The 20896-nt window shown below is 44.9% G+C and carries 21 protein-coding genes; 20 read left to right on the top strand and 1 reads right to left on the bottom strand.

What is annotated here, in order from left to right; genetic code table 11:
* Positions 1-53 precede the first annotated feature (53 nt).
* Both BM210_RS31480 and BM210_RS31475 read left to right on the top strand, forming a co-directional pair.
* Entirely contained in the window at positions 54-779 is a 726-nt protein-coding gene (locus tag BM210_RS31480) for an SDR family oxidoreductase (RefSeq protein ID WP_091176655.1), read from the top strand.
* Between the two features lie 26 nt (positions 780-805).
* Positions 806-1447: a ThuA domain-containing protein gene (locus BM210_RS31475; protein ID WP_091176654.1), complete on the top strand. Its 642-nt coding sequence runs from the start codon at positions 806-808 to the stop codon at positions 1445-1447.
* 82 nt (positions 1448-1529) lie between these two features.
* On the opposite strand, the gene BM210_RS31470 is transcribed toward BM210_RS31475, so the two are convergent.
* Complete coding sequence (locus BM210_RS31470; RefSeq protein WP_091176653.1) at positions 1530-2312, bottom strand: SDR family NAD(P)-dependent oxidoreductase; 783 nt, start codon at positions 2310-2312, stop codon at positions 1530-1532.
* Positions 2313-3222: 910 nt separating this feature from the next.
* On the opposite strand from BM210_RS31470, the gene BM210_RS31465 reads away from it, so the two are divergent.
* The 18 genes from BM210_RS31465 to BM210_RS31385 all read left to right on the top strand — a co-directional run.
* Positions 3223-5058: a sensor histidine kinase gene (locus BM210_RS31465; protein WP_218184997.1), complete on the top strand. Its 1836-nt coding sequence runs from the start codon at positions 3223-3225 to the stop codon at positions 5056-5058.
* Positions 5055-5768, top strand: coding sequence for a response regulator transcription factor (locus tag BM210_RS31460; protein WP_091176651.1), 714 nt, complete (start codon positions 5055-5057; stop codon positions 5766-5768). The genes BM210_RS31465 and BM210_RS31460 overlap by 4 nt, the downstream gene beginning before the upstream one ends.
* 114 nt (positions 5769-5882) lie before the next feature.
* Positions 5883-7172 (top strand): ABC transporter substrate-binding protein, encoded by a 1290-nt coding sequence (locus tag BM210_RS31455; RefSeq protein WP_091176650.1) that lies wholly within the window; start codon positions 5883-5885, stop codon positions 7170-7172.
* 18 nt (positions 7173-7190) lie between these two features.
* Positions 7191-8090 (top strand): carbohydrate ABC transporter permease, encoded by a 900-nt coding sequence (locus BM210_RS31450; RefSeq protein WP_091176649.1) that lies wholly within the window; start codon positions 7191-7193, stop codon positions 8088-8090.
* Positions 8091-8136: 46 nt separating this feature from the next.
* Positions 8137-9024, top strand: a complete 888-nt coding sequence (locus tag BM210_RS31445; RefSeq protein WP_256224176.1) for a carbohydrate ABC transporter permease — start codon at positions 8137-8139, stop codon at positions 9022-9024.
* 22 nt (positions 9025-9046) lie between these two features.
* Positions 9047-10153 carry a Gfo/Idh/MocA family protein gene (locus BM210_RS31440; protein WP_091176648.1) on the top strand — a complete coding sequence of 369 codons (1107 nt, stop codon included), beginning with the start codon at positions 9047-9049 and terminating at the stop codon, positions 10151-10153.
* 37 nt (positions 10154-10190) lie between these two features.
* Positions 10191-11039: a DUF6807 domain-containing protein gene (locus BM210_RS31435; protein WP_091176647.1), complete on the top strand. Its 849-nt coding sequence runs from the start codon at positions 10191-10193 to the stop codon at positions 11037-11039.
* 30 nt (positions 11040-11069) lie between these two features.
* Positions 11070-12104, top strand: a complete 1035-nt coding sequence (locus BM210_RS31430; RefSeq protein WP_091176646.1) for an NAD(P)-dependent oxidoreductase — start codon at positions 11070-11072, stop codon at positions 12102-12104.
* Positions 12105-12176: 72 nt separating this feature from the next.
* Positions 12177-14333, top strand: a complete 2157-nt coding sequence (locus tag BM210_RS31425; protein WP_091176645.1) for an ADP-ribosylglycohydrolase family protein — start codon at positions 12177-12179, stop codon at positions 14331-14333.
* Positions 14334-14550: 217 nt separating this feature from the next.
* On the top strand, positions 14551-15309 hold the full coding sequence (locus BM210_RS31420) for a helix-turn-helix transcriptional regulator (RefSeq protein ID WP_091176644.1): 759 nt from the start codon (positions 14551-14553) through the stop codon (positions 15307-15309).
* 246 nt (positions 15310-15555) lie between these two features.
* Positions 15556-16932 (top strand): MFS transporter, encoded by a 1377-nt coding sequence (locus BM210_RS31415; RefSeq protein ID WP_091176643.1) that lies wholly within the window; start codon positions 15556-15558, stop codon positions 16930-16932.
* 43 nt (positions 16933-16975) lie between these two features.
* Positions 16976-17827, top strand: coding sequence for a creatininase family protein (locus BM210_RS31410; protein WP_091176642.1), 852 nt, complete (start codon positions 16976-16978; stop codon positions 17825-17827).
* A 194-nt stretch (positions 17828-18021) separates the two neighbouring features.
* Positions 18022-18402: a RidA family protein gene (locus BM210_RS31405; RefSeq protein ID WP_091176641.1), complete on the top strand. Its 381-nt coding sequence runs from the start codon at positions 18022-18024 to the stop codon at positions 18400-18402.
* Positions 18403-18648: 246 nt separating this feature from the next.
* Entirely contained in the window at positions 18649-18855 is a 207-nt protein-coding gene (locus BM210_RS31400; protein ID WP_091176640.1) for a glycosyl hydrolase family 28-related protein, read from the top strand.
* A gap of 348 nt (positions 18856-19203) precedes the next feature.
* Positions 19204-19647 carry a response regulator transcription factor gene (locus BM210_RS35950; protein ID WP_256224175.1) on the top strand — a complete coding sequence of 148 codons (444 nt, stop codon included), beginning with the start codon at positions 19204-19206 and terminating at the stop codon, positions 19645-19647.
* 12 nt (positions 19648-19659) lie between these two features.
* Entirely contained in the window at positions 19660-19884 is a 225-nt protein-coding gene (locus BM210_RS35945) for a winged helix-turn-helix domain-containing protein (RefSeq protein WP_256224177.1), read from the top strand.
* Positions 19885-20033: 149 nt separating this feature from the next.
* Positions 20034-20465 carry a hypothetical protein gene (locus tag BM210_RS31390; protein WP_091176639.1) on the top strand — a complete coding sequence of 144 codons (432 nt, stop codon included), beginning with the start codon at positions 20034-20036 and terminating at the stop codon, positions 20463-20465.
* Between the two features lie 135 nt (positions 20466-20600).
* Positions 20601-20896 (top strand): flagellar cap protein FliD N-terminal domain-containing protein (locus BM210_RS31385; RefSeq protein ID WP_218184996.1); only part of this gene is annotated, 296 nt, incomplete at its 3' end.

Genomic DNA, 20896 nt, shown 5'->3' with positions numbered 1-20896 from the left:
CAGTTAACGAATTCGAATAAGCATGTAGAGAATGATTGCGGGGTGGGTTATCCATGACAAAGTTTGCATTTGTAACCGGAGCGGACCGGGGGTTGGGGTACGAGTTGGTTCTGCAGCTGCTGAACAGGCAATATACCGTATTCGCTGGAAGATATTTGCGTGATTGGGATCAGTTGCACAAGGCGGTTCCTGAGTATGACGGTAGGTTAATCGTGATGGATTTGGACGTATCTGACGAAGCAAGTGTTCAGCAAGCTGCAAGTGTGATCAAGGGCCATACGAGCAAGCTGGATGTCGTTATTAATAATGCGGGCATCGGCGGCCGCAAGGACGATGAGATTTTTGGAGAGATCGATTTTAACAACATCATACAGTTATTCAATGTCAATGCATTGGGTCCACTTAGGGTGACGCAGGCTATCCTACCTCTTCTTATGAACGGTGAAGATAAACTGCTTGTCAATATTTCTTCCGAAGCCGGACAAATTAATCAAACGTGGCGGGAGGGCTGGTATGGCTACTGCATGTCCAAGGCGGCATTAAACATTCAGTCCAACCTTGTCCATAATCAATTGAAGAACAAAGGCGGACGTGTTCTTGTCATCCACCCAGGGTGGATGAAGACGTATATGAGTGGGAAATTAAACGACTCCGCAGATGTCGCAGCAGAGGAAGCGGCTTCACAGATCATAGAAACCCTGCTGCAGTATCAAGAAAACAAAGAAGTATTAACGCACCCGGCTTTCCTTAATTACAAGGCTGAGGAAATGAGTTGGTAAGCAGATCGAAAGGGGCTTGTATACAAATGGAAACTAACAAAAAAGCTTTATTGCTGGGCGACATCATTAACGCCAAATATCATCCGCTTCAAGCAGTTGCAGCTGACATCATCGGCGTGTTCGAGGATCATATTCGCGTAGAAGTTTCGGAAGACCGGGAGAAGCTAACGGTTGAACAGCTCAAAGAATTCGACTTATTCATTTCGTATACCGATAGCTGGCGCGTTCAGGTAACGCCAGAGCAAGTAGCGGGACTATTAACTTATGTAAGCGGTGGCGGCGGGCTGCTAGTTATTCATAATGGGGTGTCGCTGCAAGCCAGATATGAGCTGAGCCAATTGATAGGAGCCAAGTTTACCGGACACCCTCCTTATACATCGTTGGATTTTCATCTTACTTCTGCAGAACACGAAATTACAGAAGGGATTGAACCCTTTACCATGGATGAGGAGCCTTACCGTTATGACATGGATCCATTGTCAGAGAAGACGGTATTGCTCGAATACACGCATGAAGGCGAGAGGTGGCCTGCAGCCTGGGCGCATGAGTATGGTCTGGGCAGAGTTGTCTATCTTATGCCTGGGCATCACGTTGAATCATTTAAGCATCCGACGTACCGGAAGCTGATCCTTCAGGCCGGTCAATGGGCCTTAAGAAAGCAGCTTTAAGCGTCAGGGAAGGCCAATATGGTGAGAAGAAGACCCTCCATCCTGTTGTATCAGGGGTGGAGGGTCTTCCAATTTAAACGAGCTATAGTGTTGCTCCTTTTCCACCGTCGACATTCACCGCTGTGCCAGTAACATAAGAGGCCGCATCGGATACGAGAAACGTAATTACATTTGCTGCCTCCTGCGTATAGCCTATGCGTCCCAACGGAATTTGATGGTCGGGCAGCTGCGAAAATTGCTCCCAGGTAAGCTCAGGATGCTGGTTTTTCCAGCCCTTTTCGATCTGATCGCTTTGAATTAATCCTACGCAAACGGCATTCACGCGAATATGGCTGGAGGCCAAATCTTTACTCATGGCCTTGGTTAACGCCAAGCCTGCTGCACGGCTGACCGAAGTGGGCAGCGTTGACGCGCCAGGGGTTTTGGCGGAGGAGGTAGACATGTTCACAATGGCGCCTTTACCTGATTCTTTTAAGTAAGGCAGCGCTGCTTTGGAACAATGAATAGCACCAAATAATTTCAAGTCGAGATCCTGCGTCCAAACCTCATGCGTAGCTTGCTCGAAAGGGCTGGCGGCGAAGGTGCCGGCATTATTGATTAATATATCTAATCGCCCAAAGTGCCCAACGGCTTCCGCAACAGCTCTCTGACAATCTTCCTCAGATGAAACGTTCGCTTGAATATAGTGAACGTTTGCGCCTGTTATCTCAACAATCTTCGCTGCTGCGCTGCGCAGATCATCCTCATTGCGAGCGCAAATGGCAATATGGGCGCCCTCGGAGGCCAGCGTAATCGCTGTCACCAATCCAATCCCCTTGCTTCCGCCGGTAATGAGAGCTACTTTTCCTGCTAATCCCAAATCCATTTCGTATCCCCCTATCGTTCATAGGCAATATGAACCTTCCATAAAAGAACAATATACCTATCTTCTCTATAATTATAGTTGTAATGCATTACTTTCCTTATCTTTATTTTGATTTTTCGTAGTAATATTTTTACTTTATCGGCAAACGTATCGTCCTATCGACGTTTTGTTTGCTGTGGATAATTATTCAGTGGCTTCATAGAAACTGACATATGAAGGTGGATTTGCTCACATAGTTTGTGATAAGTTATTTGATTTCAATTAATATCTATATATAGTTAATTTTGGTAAAAAATTGATAGACAAATCGGAGAACGATAGTGAAGGTGCTTGCCTCGGCAGTTCTTTTTTTGTTCATTCCAGTAACGAGCAGATATGCTCAACATGGAAATACATGTATAATTATGTCATCCTTAATAAATTTATGAAAGGGGTCTGAACTAATGATAATTTATAAATGCGATGAAACACCATCATTGAAGGAAGTCATAGCACTATTTTAAAACCACAATTAGAAAAGGATACATTGATGTTCCTTATATCCGCCCCTGAATCTAAAGGTTTTTATGAAAAAATCGGATTTAATAATTTTAAAGATATCGAAGATACATGGCACCAAGTTATTAAATAACCCATTACGTCTTTAAGCTAACCAGCTAATAGCTTATCAATAGTTCCAGAATAGTGAATTGAATTCGTGTGTTATAGTGAAAAGTAAGCATGCTAAATTTTCCAACATCTTTTTTTGGCTAATCAACTAATGTGTTACCAAACAGAAGGTGTTTTTTTGCTGTTCAAGCTCTGTATAAAACAGTAATAAACCTTGTTGTATCAATGGTTTGGAGGTGGTTGGTAGCAGCAAAAGTTGAGATAATTACATATGAATCTACTAACTCGAGAGGTGATACCAATGTCATTTAGACTCCGCCCTCCTTGGAGCAAAGGCAAACCAAGCATAAAGACAAGTATGACCGTCCAATTTTCATGTTTATTTATCGGCTGTTTTTTGATTGTCGGTCTGCTCGTCTATCAAAGTGTAGTTAAAGTCATTCAGGACATAGCGACCGACTACATTTTAGTTACGATCAAACAGGAAAACGAGAAGGTCGATAAGATCATCGCCAAGGCAGAGAACAGCGCTTCCACCGTATTAAGCAATAATGAGATGCAGAACATGCTCAATCAAGTCAATTTGGGTCAAGTTTTGAAGTTGAGTGACCGTGATTTAATAAACCATCTGATTTACAATACGGTAAATCAGGAGCCCTACGTAATTGCCGCTCAGGTATACTCACCGCAATTCGGCTATTACGGATTTAACAACAGCTATTTGCAGCAATCCGATATCCGGCAGCTCACGCTGCAGCACCTAGAGAAACTAGCTAATATCGACGATCACATGATATGGATTGAGGTTAAAACAGGCACTGACGACAATGTGTATCCATTTATTTTCGGCGTCCGAACCATTCCAAATTTTATTTCCGACAGCCCGTTAGGTTATTTCATGGTTGTATTGGATAAAAAGCAAATTGAAAACGATCTCATTCATATCGATATTGGACAAGGGGGCAGCATTTCCATCGTCGACGAGTACGGACTTGCCATTATGAGCAGTAACGCCGCCATGGAGAAGGAGACGAAGCGTTATTTGACCGATAATTTCATGGATCGGGATGAAATGTCCGGTCATTTTATTCATTTTGTAAACGGCGTACATTCCCTTGTTACCTACAATAAGCTGACCCGAACGAACTGGACATCCGTCGTTATTTTGCCCGTGTCTTCATTAACGAAAGGGATGGATTATGTAAACTACTTATTAATTTTGACGGGTTGCGTTACTATACTGCTTGTATTTATAACGTCCAGATTATTATCCTCCCGCATAACGAAGCCAATCAGCAACATTCAACGAAATATGAAGCGGGTGGAGTGGGGGAATTTGCAAGTGAATTTGCCGGTGACGCACACGTTGGAAATCAACGATTTAAGCCAATCGTTCAATCACATGGTAGGCAAGCTGAACATTCTCATCAATCAGGTGTACGAAGGAGAGCTGCGCCAGCGGGAAGCCGAGCTTAAAGCATTGCAGGCCAACATTCACCCTCACTTTCTGTACAATACGCTGGATTCTTTATATTGGATGCTCATTATTCGAGAACAGGAGGAAGTGGCGAAGGTGGTCGTTTCCTTATCTCACCTGTTCCGGTATTCGATTGGCGGGAAAGATCAGGCGGTGCCTCTCCGTTCCGAGCTGGAGCATATCTGTAATTACTTGAAGATTCAAAAAATTCGTTTCGAGGATTTGGAGGTTGAATGCATTTGGGATGAAACGATCGGGAATGTGACTATATTAAAGCTATTGCTGCAACCGTTGGTTGAAAATGCTATTTTTCACGGATTGGAGAAAAAGTCGGGGAACCGCAAGCTGACGATTGCGACGAAAGTCGTTGAGGAAGGATTGGTTCTCATTACGATCCGTGATAACGGGGCGGGCATTCGACCGGAGCAGCTTGCGCTCATTCTATCGATGATGCGGACGGCTGATCATCTACAAATATTGGAAGGTCGCCTGGGGATGGGAATCGAAAATGTATATCGTCGCATCAAGCTGTTTTACGGTGAGGCCTATGGTATGGATATTAGCAGTGAGCCCGGTGAGGGCACTGAGATTACAATCCGAATTCCGTTGCACGATCATATGGATAGATCGAAGCCAATTAAAGAGGAGGAGACGAAATGAATATATTGCTGGCTGATGATGAGGTACTGGTAACGAGAGGATTATCGATGCAGTTTCATAAGCACAAGCCGGGCTGGCATATTGTGGGACAAGCTGCCAATGGGGAGGATGCGCTGGATTTGCTTTGGAAGCATCACGTCGATATCTTGATTACGGATATCCGGATGCCGCTTATGGACGGGTTGGAGCTCACCAAAAGAGCGATTGCCGTACAGCCTCCGCTCAAAGTCATTATTTTGACCGGCTATGCCGAATTCGAATATGCGCGAACCGCCCTTCGCTCCGGAGTCCATGATCTGCTGCTGAAACCGGTTGAATATGAGCAGTTGATTGAAATGTGCGAGAGGCTTGAGCCGGACAATGAGACTTCAATATACGAAAGTGCCATCCAGTCTTCAATTCGTTACATCGAATCCCATTATACTTCGCCCTCCTTATCGTTGAACGAGGTCGCCGACCATGCGCGGTTATCCTCCCAATATTTCAGCCGTTTTTTCAAAGAGAAGACAGGTGAGCTGTTTATACGGTATGTGACCCAGCTGCGAATTAATCACGCATGCAGGCTGCTTGAGCAAAGTCGTGATATTAAAATTTATGAAATAGGAGAACTGGTCGGCTATTTGGATCAGCAATATTTCAGTCAAATTTTCAGAAAAATGGTCGGAATGACGCCGAAACAATATCGGGAGTTAAAAAATCAAACCAAATAATCATTTATTTCAAATTTACGTAATATGAGCGTCCCCCTATAATTAAAAATGTGAAGCGCTTTCACAATTATTGATTTTATACTAAATCCCTTGAGATGTAGGAGGAAATAAACGATGAAGAAATGGCTGGCGTTGCCTCTCAGCATAGTACTCCCGATCGGCTTATTGGCGGGCTGTAGCGATGGAAGAACGAACGCAGGTGTCAATGACAATGAGAAATCAAGTGGCGGTCAGGTTACGATCAAAATGACGATCAGTGGCAGCGATCAAGAAATGAAGCTGAGAAAAGAAACGGCAGAGCTGTTCATGAAACAGCATCCGAATATCAAAATCGATTGGGTGGATATCGGGAAAGACCGTTATCAAAAAACGTTGACTTTGATCGCCGGCGGCGATGCGCCCGACATTCTGTACATTAACGACTGGGTGGCGCCACTGGCACAAAAAGGGGTATTAAAGCCGCTAGATGAATTTATCAAGTCTGATCCGGACTTCAAAGTCGACCAATTTTATCCTTCCGTCATCGACGCATTAAAGCTGGAGGGTAAGCTGTATGCGCTACCTCAGGAAATATCGCCGATCGTTATATATTATAACAAAGATCTGTTCGACAAAGCCGGGGTTCCCTATCCGACGAGCAGCTGGACACAGGACGATTTTCTGAATGTAGCCAAGAAGCTCAGCATTCCTGAAAAAAAGCAGTACGGCTTCGTCCTTTCAAACGGTCTGACCTATTGGGGAGGCTGGATGTTGCGAAACGGCAACAATGTTTTCACTCCGGATTTCAAAAAAAGCGGCTTCGGCACTCCAGAAACGCTTAAATCGCTGCAGACGATCAAAAAGATGGTTGTCGATGATCATTTGACGCCGAATACAGCCGAAGTAACCGCGATGGGTCAAGGTACTGATGCGCTGTTCCGCAATCAGCAGGTAGCCATGATCGAGGCCGGCTTATGGTATTTGCCTCCCTTCAAGTCAGAACTGCTGCCATTTAAATGGGATGTTGTCATGCAGCCGAAGGGCGTGAATCAGAACGTAAAGGCAGGTGTGCTCAATTGGGGCATGTCAGCTAAGACGAAGCATCCGAAGGAAGCGTGGGAGGTATTGAAGTTTTTTGAAGGCCACGAAGGAATGATGATCGTAGCGAAATATAACATGGCGCTGCCGGCTACGACGGATAAGGAAGCGAACCAACTGATTATCGATTCCAAGTTTCCGGAAAATGTGAAGGCATTCGTGGACAGCGCTCCGCTGATCAATATGGACGAATTCCGTCATCCCAAGTGGGCGGAAATTCACCAGGCCGTTAAAGAGCAAATGGATCTTCTCATGCTTGGCAAACAAGCTCCAGAAGCGATCCAGAAAAATATCGTAACCAATATGAATCAAATTATGGGTGAGTAAGTAAAGGAGAGGATAACCATGCATACGGGAGCAGTTCGGGCACGCAATTCGTTATCTACAAAGGAAGCGCTCTGGGGGTACATCTTTGTGGCGCCCATCTTTATAGGTTTTCTCGTCTTTACTTGCATACCAGTAATAGTATCCTTCTATTACAGCTTAACCAAATATGACGGGTTAACAGAGCCAACTTTCAACGGGATCAATAACTATGTGCAGTTGGCGACGGATGCCAAATTTCTGGCTTCGCTCGGACATACACTATATTTTACGCTGGGCACCGTTCCTTTGGATGCCGGGATCGCCTTGATTATCGCCATCGTGCTCAACTTGAATCTTCGCTTGAAGGTGTTGTACCGGACAGCCTTCTTCATCCCGGTCGTGACCTCGACGGTTGCCGTAGCGGAAGTATGGAAATGGCTGTACAGCACGGATTATGGCTTGATCAACGGAATATTGTCCGAATGGGGTTTGTATCAGCCTCCATGGCTTACCAGTGATACCTGGGCGATGCCGTCTGTCATGCTGATGAGTATTTGGAAGCATATCGGGTTCAACATGATCATCTTTCTTGCTGGACTTCAAGGAATTTCCGTTTCGCTGTACGAAGCGGCCAAAATAGATGGGGCCGGTGCATTCAAACGGTTTATCTATATTACGGTGCCATTGCTCAGACATACGACACTGTTCGTTCTGGTTTTGTCGACTATCCGCGCGATACAAGTATTCGATCAGGTGTACATTATGACCGCAGGTGGGCCTGCTTCGTCTACAACGACGGTCGTCTACTGGATTTATCAAAATGCGTTTCAATTTTTCAAGCAAGGGTACGCTTCGGCGATGGCTTACGTCTTGTTCGCCATTATATTTATCGCCACCATGATACAAATGAAATTCGCCCAGCGCAAAGATGTTAATTGAGCATAACCGCTGCGCGATGATAGAGGAAAAGAAGGAGGTGAGCTGAATGAACATGACCGGATACAAAGCAATCAGGGTGACGGAGGGAGCTGTCCGCGCGCGCAGAGTCTCATGGGGGAAGCATTCGCTACGGGCTGTGCTGTACCTCATTTTGATGGCAGGCTCGGTGGCGATGATCGTCCCTTTTCTGTGGATGATTTCCACCTCATTGAAAAGCTCGAATGAGATGTATATGTTTCCGCCGATATGGATCCCGAAGCAAATTTTGTGGGCCAATTACAGCTACATGTTTCAAAATGCGCCCTGGGGTCTGTATTTCTTTAATACGGTCAAAATAACGCTGTTCGTCATCATAGGTCAGCTCGTAACCTCTTCGATGGGAGCCTACGCCTTTGCACGGCTGCGATTTCCCGGACGGGATGCGATGTTTTTGATGTTTCTCGGCACGATGATGATTCCTTATCAGGTGACGATGATTCCGATTTTCAAAATTATTAAACTGCTAGGTTGGCTGGATACCCACTATGCGCTTATTATCCCGGGGTTGTTCAGCGCGTTCGGAACGTTTTTGCTGAGGCAATTTATGCTGACGATCCCTAAGGAACTGGAGCAATCGGCGATGATCGACGGATGCGGCTACCCGCGAATTTTTTGGCACGTGATTTTGCCAAATACGAAGCCGGCGCTAACAACATTGGCCATTTTCGCCTTTATGGGGACGTGGAACGATTTCCTGGCCCCGTTAATTTACATTAACAGCGACCAGTTGAAGACGTTGTCGCTTGGGCTTGCAACTTTTCAGGGAACGTATACGAATCAGTGGAGCTATCTGATGGCGGGAGCCGTCATCGTTACGATGCCTGTGCTTATCATGTACGCTTGCGCCCAGCGGTATTTTGTTGAAGGCATTACGATGACTGGATTAAAGGAATAAATAATGATAGGAGGATGTGAGCATGAACAGTAAACCAATACGGATTGCCCTTGTCGGACTTGGGTTCGGCGCCGAATTTATTCCCATTTATCAGCAGCATCCGCATACGGAGATGTATGCCATCTGCCAGCGCTCGGAGGACAAACTTCGACAGATCGGGGATCACTTCGGCGTAGAGGTTCGCTACACCGATTTCGAGGCGATGCTCAAGGATGGGAACATTGATGCGGTGCATATTAATACGCCGATCCCTAATCACGCCGATCAGACCATTAAGGCGTTGATGGCCGGGAAGCATGTCGCATGCACGGTCCCGATGGCGACGACTTTAGAAGACTGCAGACTGATTGTTCAGGCTCAGCAGGCATCGGGGAAAAATTACATGATGATGGAAACCGCCGTATATACGCGTGAATTTCTATTTGTGAAGGAGCTACGGGACTGTCAGCGTCTCGGCCGGATTCAATTTCTTCGCGGCTCGCATCAGCAGGAAATGGGTGGCTGGCCGGGCTATTGGGAAGGACTGCCGCCGATGCATTACGCCACACACGCGGTTAGCCCACTGCTCGCCCTAGCCGACAAAGAGGCTGAGTTCGTCTCGTGCTTTGGTTCAGGCGCCATAGCGGACTCGCTAGTAGCCAAGTACGGATCGCCATTTGCCGTAGAATCCGCCTTGTTCCGTTTGCGAGAGTCGAATCTGGCGATGGAAGTCACCCGATCATTGTTCGAAACGTCCCGAGAATATATCGAAAGCTTCGATATTTACGCGGACCAGATGAGCTTCGAATGGCAGCAGCTGGAGGCGGAAGCGCCAATTATTTTTACGGGAGAAGAAGGCAAACGGGTCGACATTCCGGATTATGCGCATCTGCTACCGGAAAGTATACAAAAGTATACGATGCATGGAGTGTACGATACGGACCAGAACCAGCATTTGTCGTTTTTGCAGGGGAACGGTCACGGGGGAGCGCATCCTCATTTAGTGCATGAGTTCGTGATGAGTATCATGGAGCGGCGTCCCGCCTTTCCAGATGCATATACCGCCGCGAATTGGACCTGTGCAGGCATTTGCGCGCATCAGTCCGCTATGCAGAACGGACGGCAGGTTGAGATTCCGGTATTTCGTTGAGTACGAAGGCCTAATTTAAAAACGGGAGGTTCATTCCATGAACGATATATCCAAGGACGGACTGCGGGCAACATTTTCGGAGCATAAACTTTGTTTTTATAGATCAGGCTGGGAGGAACCGATGCTCGTACAAAACGCAGAACCAGCGAAACGCCCGTTTATTCATCCTATCGTTGCTCCCGATGGAGCGGGTGTATTGACTGAGGATGCACCACCGCATCATTCATGGCAGCATGGACTCTATGTCGGGTTAAACGATGTTAATGGAATTGGGTTCTGGGAAGAAGGAGTACGCGGCAATCCGAACGACGGCACCTTTCATCCGAAGCCGTTGCAGCCTGCCGTCCTGAAGGACAATCAAGCACGGTGGACTGTGGAAACCGACTGGAAGCACCCATCGGGGGAAGTTATGCTTGTGGAGACACAGGCATGGACGCTGCATGATCTTGGAACAGCCTACCTCCTCGACTTGAAATTGACGCTGCAAGCCAAGAAGGAGTTGACCTTCGGCCGACATGAATATGGCGGATTGTTTATCCGTATGCCGTACCGAAAAGAGTCGGGCGGGAATGCATGTAACAGCGAGGGGCTGCAAAATGCGGAAGCAGAAGGAAAGCGGGCCCGCTGGGTCGCGGTAAGCATGCCGATCGAAGGGAGGAACGGAATGGCGGGCGTAGCCTTCATGGATCATCCGGACAACCCCGAGCATCCGGTGCCCTGGCGGGTCGACGGACAGCTCGGCATATCGCCGAGCCGTTGTATCGCAGGGGAATGGAAACTGGGTCAGGGACAATCTCAGCTGTTCAAACATAGAGTATTTGTTTTTGTCGGCGCAGTGGATATGGAGCAGGTGGAAGGGAATTGGAAATTATACATTCATGCTTAATCAACCTAAATTTCAAAGGAGGAAAACAAAATGAGCAGTCTAATCGTTGTGCATCCTAAATTTGATCGCGTATGGCCTTGGGCGGCGGATCATTTACATTCGTTATGGAAGGGCCAGGGTATGGTACAATTTGTTCGGCTTCAGCCGGGGGACACCCGCAGCATCGCCGAGCTTGCTACTCAACCTGAAAGTGTCACGCGACTCGTTACCTTAGCCGTTCCGGTGAGCGAGGATGAGCTGCGCGCATTTACCGGACTGAAGGAGGCGGTAATAGGAATGAATCCGTACAGCGTAGTTTGCCCGGCAGAGCTGAGGAATTACCTGGAGCATACTCAGGTGAATGTCTACAGCCACACGACGGAAGGCTACTGGGGACAATCCGTATCGGAGTTCGGTCTTGCGCTAACGCTGAACGGCTTGAGGCGAATACCGCAGACCCATCACGAAATGATGACGAGCCCAAAGGTGTGGGATTATGAACCGCCTGGTGGCATCGGGCAACCGGGATTGCGGGGCCAACAATTTGGAGACAACCCAAATTTTACGAATGGCACAGTCCAAGGCAAGCGGATCCGCATTGTCGGAGCAGGCAATATTGCCAGCAGGTATGCAAGCTTTGTCCGGATGCTCGGTGCCGATGTTGCGGCTTGGGACCCGTTCGCAAGCGAGCCGAGCTTTCATCGCGCAGGCTCGCGACGGGAGCTGCACTTGGGGCGGCTTGTTGAGGATGCGGAAATTTTCGTCCCGATGGTGCCATTGACCGAGACTACCACAGGGCTTATCCATTCGAAGCTGATCCGATCGCTTCCTGCTGGCTGTCTTGTCGTACTCGTAACACGGGCCGGAATTTGCGATATGGAAGCTTTGCGCGAACGGGTATTGAACGATGAACTGAGTCTTGCAGCGGACGTATTTGATGTCGAGCCGCTGCCGTTGGACGACCCGCTGTTGGGACGGCATAATGTCGTTCATACTCCGCATAATGCCGGCCGAACGATGCAGGCCAACCAAGCGTGGGCGGAAAAGTTGCATGAGCAGTTTTTTCCCGTACCTGTTTATTCCTGAATGGAAAAGTGTCTCCCGAGGAAGATGTTGATTTACCAATTTAAGTAAAAATATAAATGTGTGGAGGTTAATATGACACAGAACAAAAGTGTATTTCCAGTAGACTATCCAGAACGCGTTTATGCAGGATGGCTCGGGAAAGTGATCGGTGTTCGACACGGCGCCAATATCGAGAATTGGACCTATGAGCAGATCGCCCGAACATTCGGCGAGATAACGGGCTATCCGCATACATTCAAGAATTTTGCGGCTGACGATGATACGAACGGACCCATGTTTTTTCTTCGGGCGCTAGAAGATTATACCTATACGAGCGATATTACGCCTGAGCAAATGGGGTTAACGTGGCTGAATTATGCAGCGGATGGACACGGCTTTTATTGGTGGGGAGGCTATGGAAAGTCCACTGAACATACGGCCTATCAAAATTTGAAGAATGGAATGAAAGCACCCCGCTCAGGCTCTATCGAGCAAAATGGGCTCACGGTTGCTGAGCAAATCGGGGGGCAGATTTTTATCGACGTATGGGGCTTGGTTGCTCCAGGTAATCCAAAACTCGCAGCAGAATATGCAGAGAAGGCCGCAAGTGTATCGCACGACGGCAATGGCAAATACGGGGGTATGTTTATCGCAGCATGCATCGCAGCAGCTTTCGATCGGCAGGATATTCTTGAGATTATTCATGCAGGGTTGTCAGTTATTCCAAATGACTGCGAATACGCGCGGATGACCCATGAGGTGATCCAGTATCACGCTGACCATCCGGATGATTGGCGAAAAGCATTCTTGTTTGTAAAAGAGACCTTTGGCTACCATCTCTACCCGGGCGTATGCCATATCATCCCGAACTCGGCGGTAATCATATTGTCTCTGCTTTATGGGCAGGGAGATTTTTCTCGAGCTATCAATATATGCAACATGTGCGGTTGGGATACGGATTGCAATGTTGCGAACGTTGGTACTATTATGGGAGTTCGCAACGGCCTTGATGGAATCGATGATTCTTGGCGTAAACCGATCAACGATTTCCTGTGCTGTTCAAGTGTCATTGGGACATTGAATATTTTAGATATTCCGTGGTGTGCTTCATACATTGCAAGTCTTGGCTATACAATCGCAAACGTGGAAATACCAGAGAGATGGAGGCCGATTCTGGAATGTAGGGAGAGGCACTTTCATTTTGAATATCCGGGCTCGACGCATGCGTTTCGCACGGATACGGACACACTGGAGTCGCATGTCACGTGCGTCCTTTCCAACACAACCGAAGCGTCGGCAAGTGGTGAACGATCTCTGAAAGTGCTTTTTGATCGGGCAAAGGGAGGAGACGGATACCGCGTCTATCATCAGACCTATTATCGACCTGGGGATTTTAACGACAGTCGTTATGACCCGAGCTTCTCGCCGTTACTGTATCCTGGTAATATGATTGAATCCAAAGTGATGGTTCCTGATTTTAATGTCTCCGGCTTGAAGGTACGAATGTATGTAAAGGATATTAATTCAGATACCCGACATTATGGAGATGATGTCGATGCTCAGATAGGCGAATGGGTGACTCTCAGCTATAAGCTGCCTTTCATGAACAATGTATGTATCGGGGAAGCTGGTATTGAATTTGTTCCATATAATGGATTTCTAAATGCCCATCAAAATTTTGTTGCATATATAGACGATTTTAAATTCTCCGGCACGCCGCAGTATGAGATCGACTTCCGTAATGAGCGGATAGAGAGTTGGACAAAGCTGCATAAGGAGATTAGCCAATTTACCTATCTGCGTGGCTTGTGGACATTGGAGGATGGAGAATTATCTGGGAGCTATAGTGGAGAATCGGCGGAATGCTACACAGGCGATTTGAATTGGGGGGATTATATCTTTGAGGCGGATGTTCGTCCTATAGCAGGCGACCACCACCGGATCATGCTAAGGGTACAAGGAGGTATCCGAGCATATGCGGTAGGGCTTGCTCCTGACAACAAGGTAAGTTTCTACAAAAATGAGAATGGCTACAAGGAGTTGGCAGCTTCTGAATTGAAATGGGAACATGATCGTAACTACAGGATTTCGGTTGAAGCAGTGGGGAATCGATTCACGGTTAGTGTTGACGGTCAGCGGGTACTGCAGGTTGAAGACAACGATAATCCCTATATATCCGGTCAGGTTGGTTTATCAAACTACGGTGGCAGCCATACCCACTATCAAAGGTATCGAGTTACAAGCTTATAGATCTGAGTTTTCTATAGTTGTAATATTTTGCTACAGCACCTTATTGCTGTAGCTTTTTTGTGTCTCTTAAGGCAGAGAATAGTGCCTTATCCGTATTAAGCAATAACGAGATGCAGAACATGCGGCTGTGGTGCAAAGAATCGCCATTTTTATGTAGGTAGTCTCTGAAGAATAACATATAATGATTATTAGGTTATACATAAGGCAGGGAACTTAGATGAAGAAACATTCTAGAGTAAATGAAGAAGAGATAGTTATTGATCCTAATAGGCCCACAGCTGAATATATTGAGGCTGCACATATACAAAGAGAAAAATTTCTGCATGCGATACAAGTGTGTGATCGGGATGTAGTTAAAGAATTTGAAAACGAATTATTTCAGAAATTTAGAGATAAGCATCTAAACATTTTGAATAGGGTCCCGAATGATAAAATTCGATCTTATAAGAATATACTGTTGTCCCATAATACGCTCTATAGCTATTCAGCTGAAAAGGGTGGGTTGAGTGCATGGCAGACTCATTTTATTTCAGAGAAATATGCGATTATGATCGAGCACTCAGCAATGATTGCAGAGCTGGATCAGATTCATTCAAATATGGTCAAAGAGTACTCGGATCCAACGATACGAAGGTCTAACAGCGATAAAATGACCATTGCTGAGAAAGTAGAAAAATATATTGAAATGAATTTTGCTGAGGAGATTTCCATGGATGGAATGGCTGCAAAGCTACATGTGCATCCCTCACATCTAATGCGAGCTTTTAAAAAGGAAAAAGGGATTACCATTAGCTTTTATCGAAATCAGCGAAGATTAAAGGAAGCCAAGCAATTGATTCTTTACTCTAATCTATCAATTACAGAAATATCCATTATAGTTGGCTTTAACACCCCTCAATACTTTTCAACATTTTTTAAAGAGGTTGAAGGAGTTACCCCCGTAGAGTATAAAAAAAGCTGGAAAAAAACAAAATGAATAAAAGTTTTTTGGCGTATGAACCTCATGCGCTTTTTTTGTTTGGGCTTATTTTTTAAAAAATAGATGCAATTATAATATAAAAAAGAGCAACTCTAGTGAAAAAGTTTTTTTTATTTTAGTTGTATACTTGATATCAAGCCGTAATTGAAGCGCTTACCACTAAGGGATTTTTTACATTTTCACTCTAGAGTAAGGATATTCATTATCACTATCTTCGCAAGAAATACAGGGGAGGGTCCACACATGAGAAAGTTTGGAGTAAGAGACCAGGTTGGATATGCACTAGGAGATATCGGTGGAAGTTTTGTAAATTTATATATTGGTGGATTTTTCTTGATTTTTTGTACGTATGTTTTAGGTGTAAGCCCTTACTTTATGGGAACATTATTTTTATTAGGCAAATTTTTTGATGCGATCTGCAATGCGATTATGGGAACTATTCCAGACCGTTGGAAGCTTGGAAAGTCTGGTAATAAATTTCTTCCATACATTAGTATTTCAAAATGGATATTGGCAGCTTCCTGCTTATTATCATTTGCTGATGTATCTAACTGGGGATCTGCAGCAACCCATACTTGGGTAGTGTTCGTTTATTTGTTCTTCTGTGTAGCTTACACAGCGGATTCAATACCTTATGGTTCATTAGCTTCTGTAATTACAAATGATCCTATTGAACGCACAAAATTATCTCGTGCCCGTGCAGTAGGCGGAATGGTTGTCGGATTAGGGTTTTTATCCTTTGTTCCAATGTTTATCTATGATAGCTCTGGTGCTGTCATTTCTAAAGCATTCTTTCAGATTGCAATTGTGTTTAGTATTTTATCTGTTGTAGCTTACACAGGACTTGTACGATTAACAACAGAGCGTATACGGGACGATAAATCAGCAGGAAAAAACTCGGATTATAGCTTTAAGGATGCATTTAAAGTTGCGATAAAAAACAGGCCATTAATTGGAATGATGATTGCATCCATCGGCTCCCTTCTGATCATCAATGGCGTAAACCAATTGGCTCCCATCGTTTTTGCTGAGCGCTACCATATGCCAGGGGCCTTTACCATTAACTCTTTTATAAACATTAGCATTACTCTTGTATTATTCATAATTATTCCCAAATTGGTTGCAAGGTTTAATAAAAGAAATTTAGTTATTGCAACCTCATTCTTTAGTATAGCAGCAACGTTAATGATTACGCTGGTTACCATTGAGAACGTATATGTGTTTATGACGTTATATAATGTGGCGACAGTGGGATTGGCTGTATTTGTAATGGTTGTTTGGGCTCTTGTAACGGATTGTATCGACTATGCTGAATTGCAAACAGGTAAACATTATGAAGGGACACTGTATGCACTTTATTCATTCGCACGTAAGGTGGGTATGGGATTAGGCGCTGCAATGGGAAGCTATTCTTTAGGCTGGATCGGCTTTGTTTCAGGTGCACCATCACAAACACCTGAAGTAGCGAACAGCGTGTTGAAGATGTATACAGGTATTCCTGTGATTGCATTCTTATTGATAATAATCGGTATGGGCTTAGTCTATAACCTAAATGCTAAGAAAACAAACGAAATGTATGCGGCCTTAAAGGAAGCGAGAGCCAAAAAAGCAGCTGTGTGATTCAAGATAGCTCTTATTAAACAAAATGACAGGTGGGTATGAGATGCGAACTAGATTTCTTTCTAAAATGACCAATGAAGAGGTTGAACAATATTTAAACCGTAATGATATCATTTATATTCCCGTTGGCGTCACCGAAACTCATGGGGCTTTACCATTGGACTCTGAAACGGTTTTGGCAGAGGCGATTGCTTTAAAAATGGCGAAAGCATCCGATGGACTTGTTTTGCACAACCTGCCTTATTTCTTCGCTGGTGGGACAATTGTTGGCAGAGGTACGATTCAAATGAGTGTACGAGACGGAATGGCTTATTTGGATAAGATCGCAAAGTCGTTATTAAATCAAGGATTTAGACGACAAATATATATTACAACTCATGGTCCAGCATATTTGACTGTCAGCGGTATGGTTCGAGATTTCTTTGATGAAACTAAGGTACCGATTTTATATATGGATATATTAAAAGCTGCGGAGTCAGTAAATTTGAATCTGATTGATCTATTCCACGATGTGACAATTGGGGCATATCAGGTTTTGGGTAGACTAGAAGATGTTCCATTAAATGTGCCGGAATCATCATCTGTCACTTATGATGTTCAGCATATGCTATCAGGGATGAACCAAAATCCTGGTAATAGATTAGGGAAGTATGCGTATCAATCTGGTGCGGTAGGCTCATATTTTTACGAACCCTCTAATCATATGGCTACACCGCTGCTGCAAACGCCTGAAGAAAGGAAAGCATATGCAGATTCGGGTGTTCAAGCGATACATGAGCTTGTTCGAGCATTGGATATGCCCGCTATCGTTGAATCCCTTCGACAGGCAGATATTTATACGAAGGAAACGATACTGCCAAGATATGGGTCTCATTTACCCCATACTGCGAAATAGCTTCTGGTTCAGTAATAATTGAGGGAGATTAAGCAAACGAATTTATTGAGTCCCACTAGCAAAATACTGAATGATGCCTAACATTTTGTAAAAGGATGTTTGACACAACGTAATTAGTGAAGTAAACTTTATTGTAGTTCATAATTGTTCAACAATAATGTTTAATTTATATCACTAAAGGGGTGGATGGTTATATGTCCAAGCGGGAAGTTTTACATGTAAAAGGATCTCATCATCAAAATCCAATACCTACTGCAATAAAGATAGGCAATATGGTATACACTTCCGCCATTATTGGATCAGATCCCGAAACGGGTGAAATGCCGGAAAGCGCTAATGATGAGGTGGCTAATCTATTTCATTACATTAGAGAAATTATGGAGCTTGCTGGTGGAACTACAGACGATATCGCCCATTTAAGTATTTCGCTAACCGACCGCGAATACAAAAAAACGGTGAATGTTGAGTGGCTAAAAATGTTCCCAGATGAGAATAACCGTCCAGCAAGACATAGTACGGTGACAAACCTTAGAGATGGGCTTCGAGTGCAGATTGAAATGACTGCCGTTTTGTAAGAGATCGATTTGCAAGAAAACGAGAATAAATCCAAGGATACTTTCCTTGGATTTATTCTCGTTTTCTTGCCATTGGACATGGAGACGACTTCCTGACAGCTGATCTATTCTAACGTATCCAACTACAACATTTACAACAGTGAAGGCTTGTTAATCGGCAAGACTTCTAGAACATACTATAAGATTCTCGGCTTAACCCCTAACACAACGTACAATTGTATAGTTCGGGCACAAGACGCTTCCGGTATGGTATCACTTGACAGCAACTCAGTACAAATCACTACAAAACCGTTAGGGATTAGAGTTAATGTAAAAGACTTTGGGGCAGTCGGTGACGGGAAACATATGTCCATTCAAGCGGCGTTAAATGCAAGCCCGCCAGGAGGTACTGTATATTTCCCTGCTGGATCCTATTTAACAGGGGCATTATTTTTTAATCGTAGCAAGGGATAGCTCAAATTCTTGGCCATTAAAACTGCTTAATATATCATTTGCACGTTGGAGTGTAAAAACAATTGATGAGACTATCAACTATATAAAGCTGACATATGAAAATGCTATTAAAGAATGAATATTGATTGTTAATCGAACAAGACAATGACGCATTTTGTAGCATATTACTGAACGCACTTAAGCCACTAGGTCTCTTGAATTTATTCGAGCTGTCGATGAGCATATTTTTTGTATGTATAATTTCACGGAAAATATACGAAGAATTTCTGAAACTTAAGAAGTAATGATATTGTAACCTCCCAATTATTGAAAATTTTATATCCCTCTCACCGCCTCCACACATGTGGAGTGCTGTGTGTCGCTCGTAAGGAAGTAGCGTATTCAAGCCGCATTTACCTGTATAGTTTCATATCCTCCTACAGTCATAGCGGGACAGAAGCCATGAAGCTACTTACGTTTTTTGAGCCGGATTTGATTGTACTGGATGTATTGCTGGCTAATGAAAACGGCATTGATTGGTGCAAGAACGCACGTAGCTACACGAGTGCACCGATCGTGTTTCTGAGCAGCCGTGAGGAGGACGAGGTGAAAATCAGCGCGTTATCCTATGGCGGTGACGATTATGTGACCAAGCCGTTTAGTCCAGGAGTACTCATGGCTAAGAACAAGGCACATCTTCGCAGAGTGTCGACGGGCAGAAGGGAACAACTGCTGGAGTTACCGGGTTTGACGCTGGATTTCTACGCACAGTCCGTCAACATGGGTAGTGAACCCATCTTTTTATCGAAGTAAGAGTTCAGTCTACTGTCCTATATGGCACAAAACGTTAATCGTGTCGTCAGTGTCGATGCGTTGTTTCAGCTCGTCTGGGGAATGGAGAGTCTGGAGGATACGAGAACGGTCGCTGTACACATCAGTAATTTACGCAAAAAAATCGAGGTTGACCCTGCCAATCCTGAGAGAATCATTACGATTCGGGGGGCCGGATATATGCTGGTTGCCAGAAGTGCGTTGCAGGCACGAACTTAAAGTTTTCTTTAAGTTTCATATATAGAGCAATCTACCATGATAAATTAGTAGTAATATTTTTAGCTGTCATGGGAGATGGTAGTTGCAACCAGATACTTGGACCAAGGCATCGTTGCATGTGACGATATTTGTAATTAGGGGGGAATGGCGTGAATGTAAAATCCGTGCAGCCGATCAGTGATTATTTCAAAGCGATGCAGCAATGCAAGGACGCACGTGCGACGAAGGATCAGTCGCGTTTGGCATCTATACGAAATATACTCATGCTGGGCAAGCAGCTACGCACCGACGAAATGGACTACTTACAGCGACATGATCTCAATCTACATGATCAAGCAATGAACCTCTCGATGGAACGCCAAGCGTATGAGGACGTATTGCAGTATAGCCGTAGCAAAGCGGATGCGAACGATTACAACACGTTCAAGCTGATTCAGATTGCCGGGCAACTGAAGCATGGTGGTTCCGAGGAACTGCTGATGCGTACGAACGCGATTCAGGAAGCCCATCGCGAGTTCGTGCGATCGAGCAAGTATGCCTCACTGAGGTCAGATGGATACGCACCCCGTAAATTACGATGATGAAGCCATAGCAAATTTATGTTGAAGCAGAAATTAACATTATATATTGTGCGACAGTATGGAGGGATAGACGGATGACGTTATCGATTAACTCGTATAACTTGATGAAATATGCAAGCAACGGCGCAAAAATTAATGCAGAAGGATAATTCATCTTTCCAAGCAAGGACGGCGGAATCATCGGACAGTAAGAAGGTTACTGCAACTGCATCGGCCGGAGCTACGAGCAAAACTTATGAAGTTAAAGTGAATGCGATCGCGACTTCTCAAACGAACAGTGGAACATTTTTTTCTAAAGTAGACACGTCCGTTGTAAGCAAAGGCATCAATCAGTTCAATATTACGATAGGCGGCAAGACTACGAAGGTATCGGCTGTTATCTCCGATAACGATACCAACGATCAAGCGCTGACCAAGCTGAAAGATGCGGT

Source organism: Paenibacillus sp. 1_12 (assembly GCF_900114475.1).
In the GTDB taxonomy this organism is placed as follows: Bacteria; Bacillota; Bacilli; order Paenibacillales; family NBRC-103111; genus Paenibacillus_S.
This window is presented reverse-complemented; position numbering and strand designations above follow the sequence as displayed.

Excerpts from the sequence above, each read along its gene's own strand:
- BM210_RS31480 (WP_091176655.1), top strand. The coding sequence starts at position 54 with ATGACAAAGTTTGCATTTGTAACCGGAGCGGACCGGGGGTTGGGGTAC.
- BM210_RS31475 (WP_091176654.1), top strand. The coding sequence starts at position 806 with ATGGAAACTAACAAAAAAGCTTTATTGCTGGGCGACATCATTAACGCC.
- BM210_RS31470 (WP_091176653.1), bottom strand. The coding sequence starts at position 2,312 with ATGGATTTGGGATTAGCAGGAAAAGTAGCTCTCATTACCGGCGGAAGC.
- BM210_RS31465 (WP_218184997.1), top strand. The coding sequence starts at position 3,223 with ATGTCATTTAGACTCCGCCCTCCTTGGAGCAAAGGCAAACCAAGCATA.
- BM210_RS31460 (WP_091176651.1), top strand. The coding sequence starts at position 5,055 with ATGAATATATTGCTGGCTGATGATGAGGTACTGGTAACGAGAGGATTA.
- BM210_RS31455 (WP_091176650.1), top strand. The coding sequence starts at position 5,883 with ATGAAGAAATGGCTGGCGTTGCCTCTCAGCATAGTACTCCCGATCGGC.
- BM210_RS31450 (WP_091176649.1), top strand. The coding sequence starts at position 7,191 with ATGCATACGGGAGCAGTTCGGGCACGCAATTCGTTATCTACAAAGGAA.
- BM210_RS31445 (WP_256224176.1), top strand. The coding sequence starts at position 8,137 with ATGAACATGACCGGATACAAAGCAATCAGGGTGACGGAGGGAGCTGTC.
- BM210_RS31440 (WP_091176648.1), top strand. The coding sequence starts at position 9,047 with ATGAACAGTAAACCAATACGGATTGCCCTTGTCGGACTTGGGTTCGGC.
- BM210_RS31435 (WP_091176647.1), top strand. The coding sequence starts at position 10,191 with ATGAACGATATATCCAAGGACGGACTGCGGGCAACATTTTCGGAGCAT.
- BM210_RS31430 (WP_091176646.1), top strand. The coding sequence starts at position 11,070 with ATGAGCAGTCTAATCGTTGTGCATCCTAAATTTGATCGCGTATGGCCT.
- BM210_RS31425 (WP_091176645.1), top strand. The coding sequence starts at position 12,177 with ATGACACAGAACAAAAGTGTATTTCCAGTAGACTATCCAGAACGCGTT.
- BM210_RS31420 (WP_091176644.1), top strand. The coding sequence starts at position 14,551 with ATGAAGAAACATTCTAGAGTAAATGAAGAAGAGATAGTTATTGATCCT.
- BM210_RS31415 (WP_091176643.1), top strand. The coding sequence starts at position 15,556 with ATGAGAAAGTTTGGAGTAAGAGACCAGGTTGGATATGCACTAGGAGAT.
- BM210_RS31410 (WP_091176642.1), top strand. The coding sequence starts at position 16,976 with ATGCGAACTAGATTTCTTTCTAAAATGACCAATGAAGAGGTTGAACAA.
- BM210_RS31405 (WP_091176641.1), top strand. The coding sequence starts at position 18,022 with ATGTCCAAGCGGGAAGTTTTACATGTAAAAGGATCTCATCATCAAAAT.
- BM210_RS31400 (WP_091176640.1), top strand. The coding sequence starts at position 18,649 with ATGGTATCACTTGACAGCAACTCAGTACAAATCACTACAAAACCGTTA.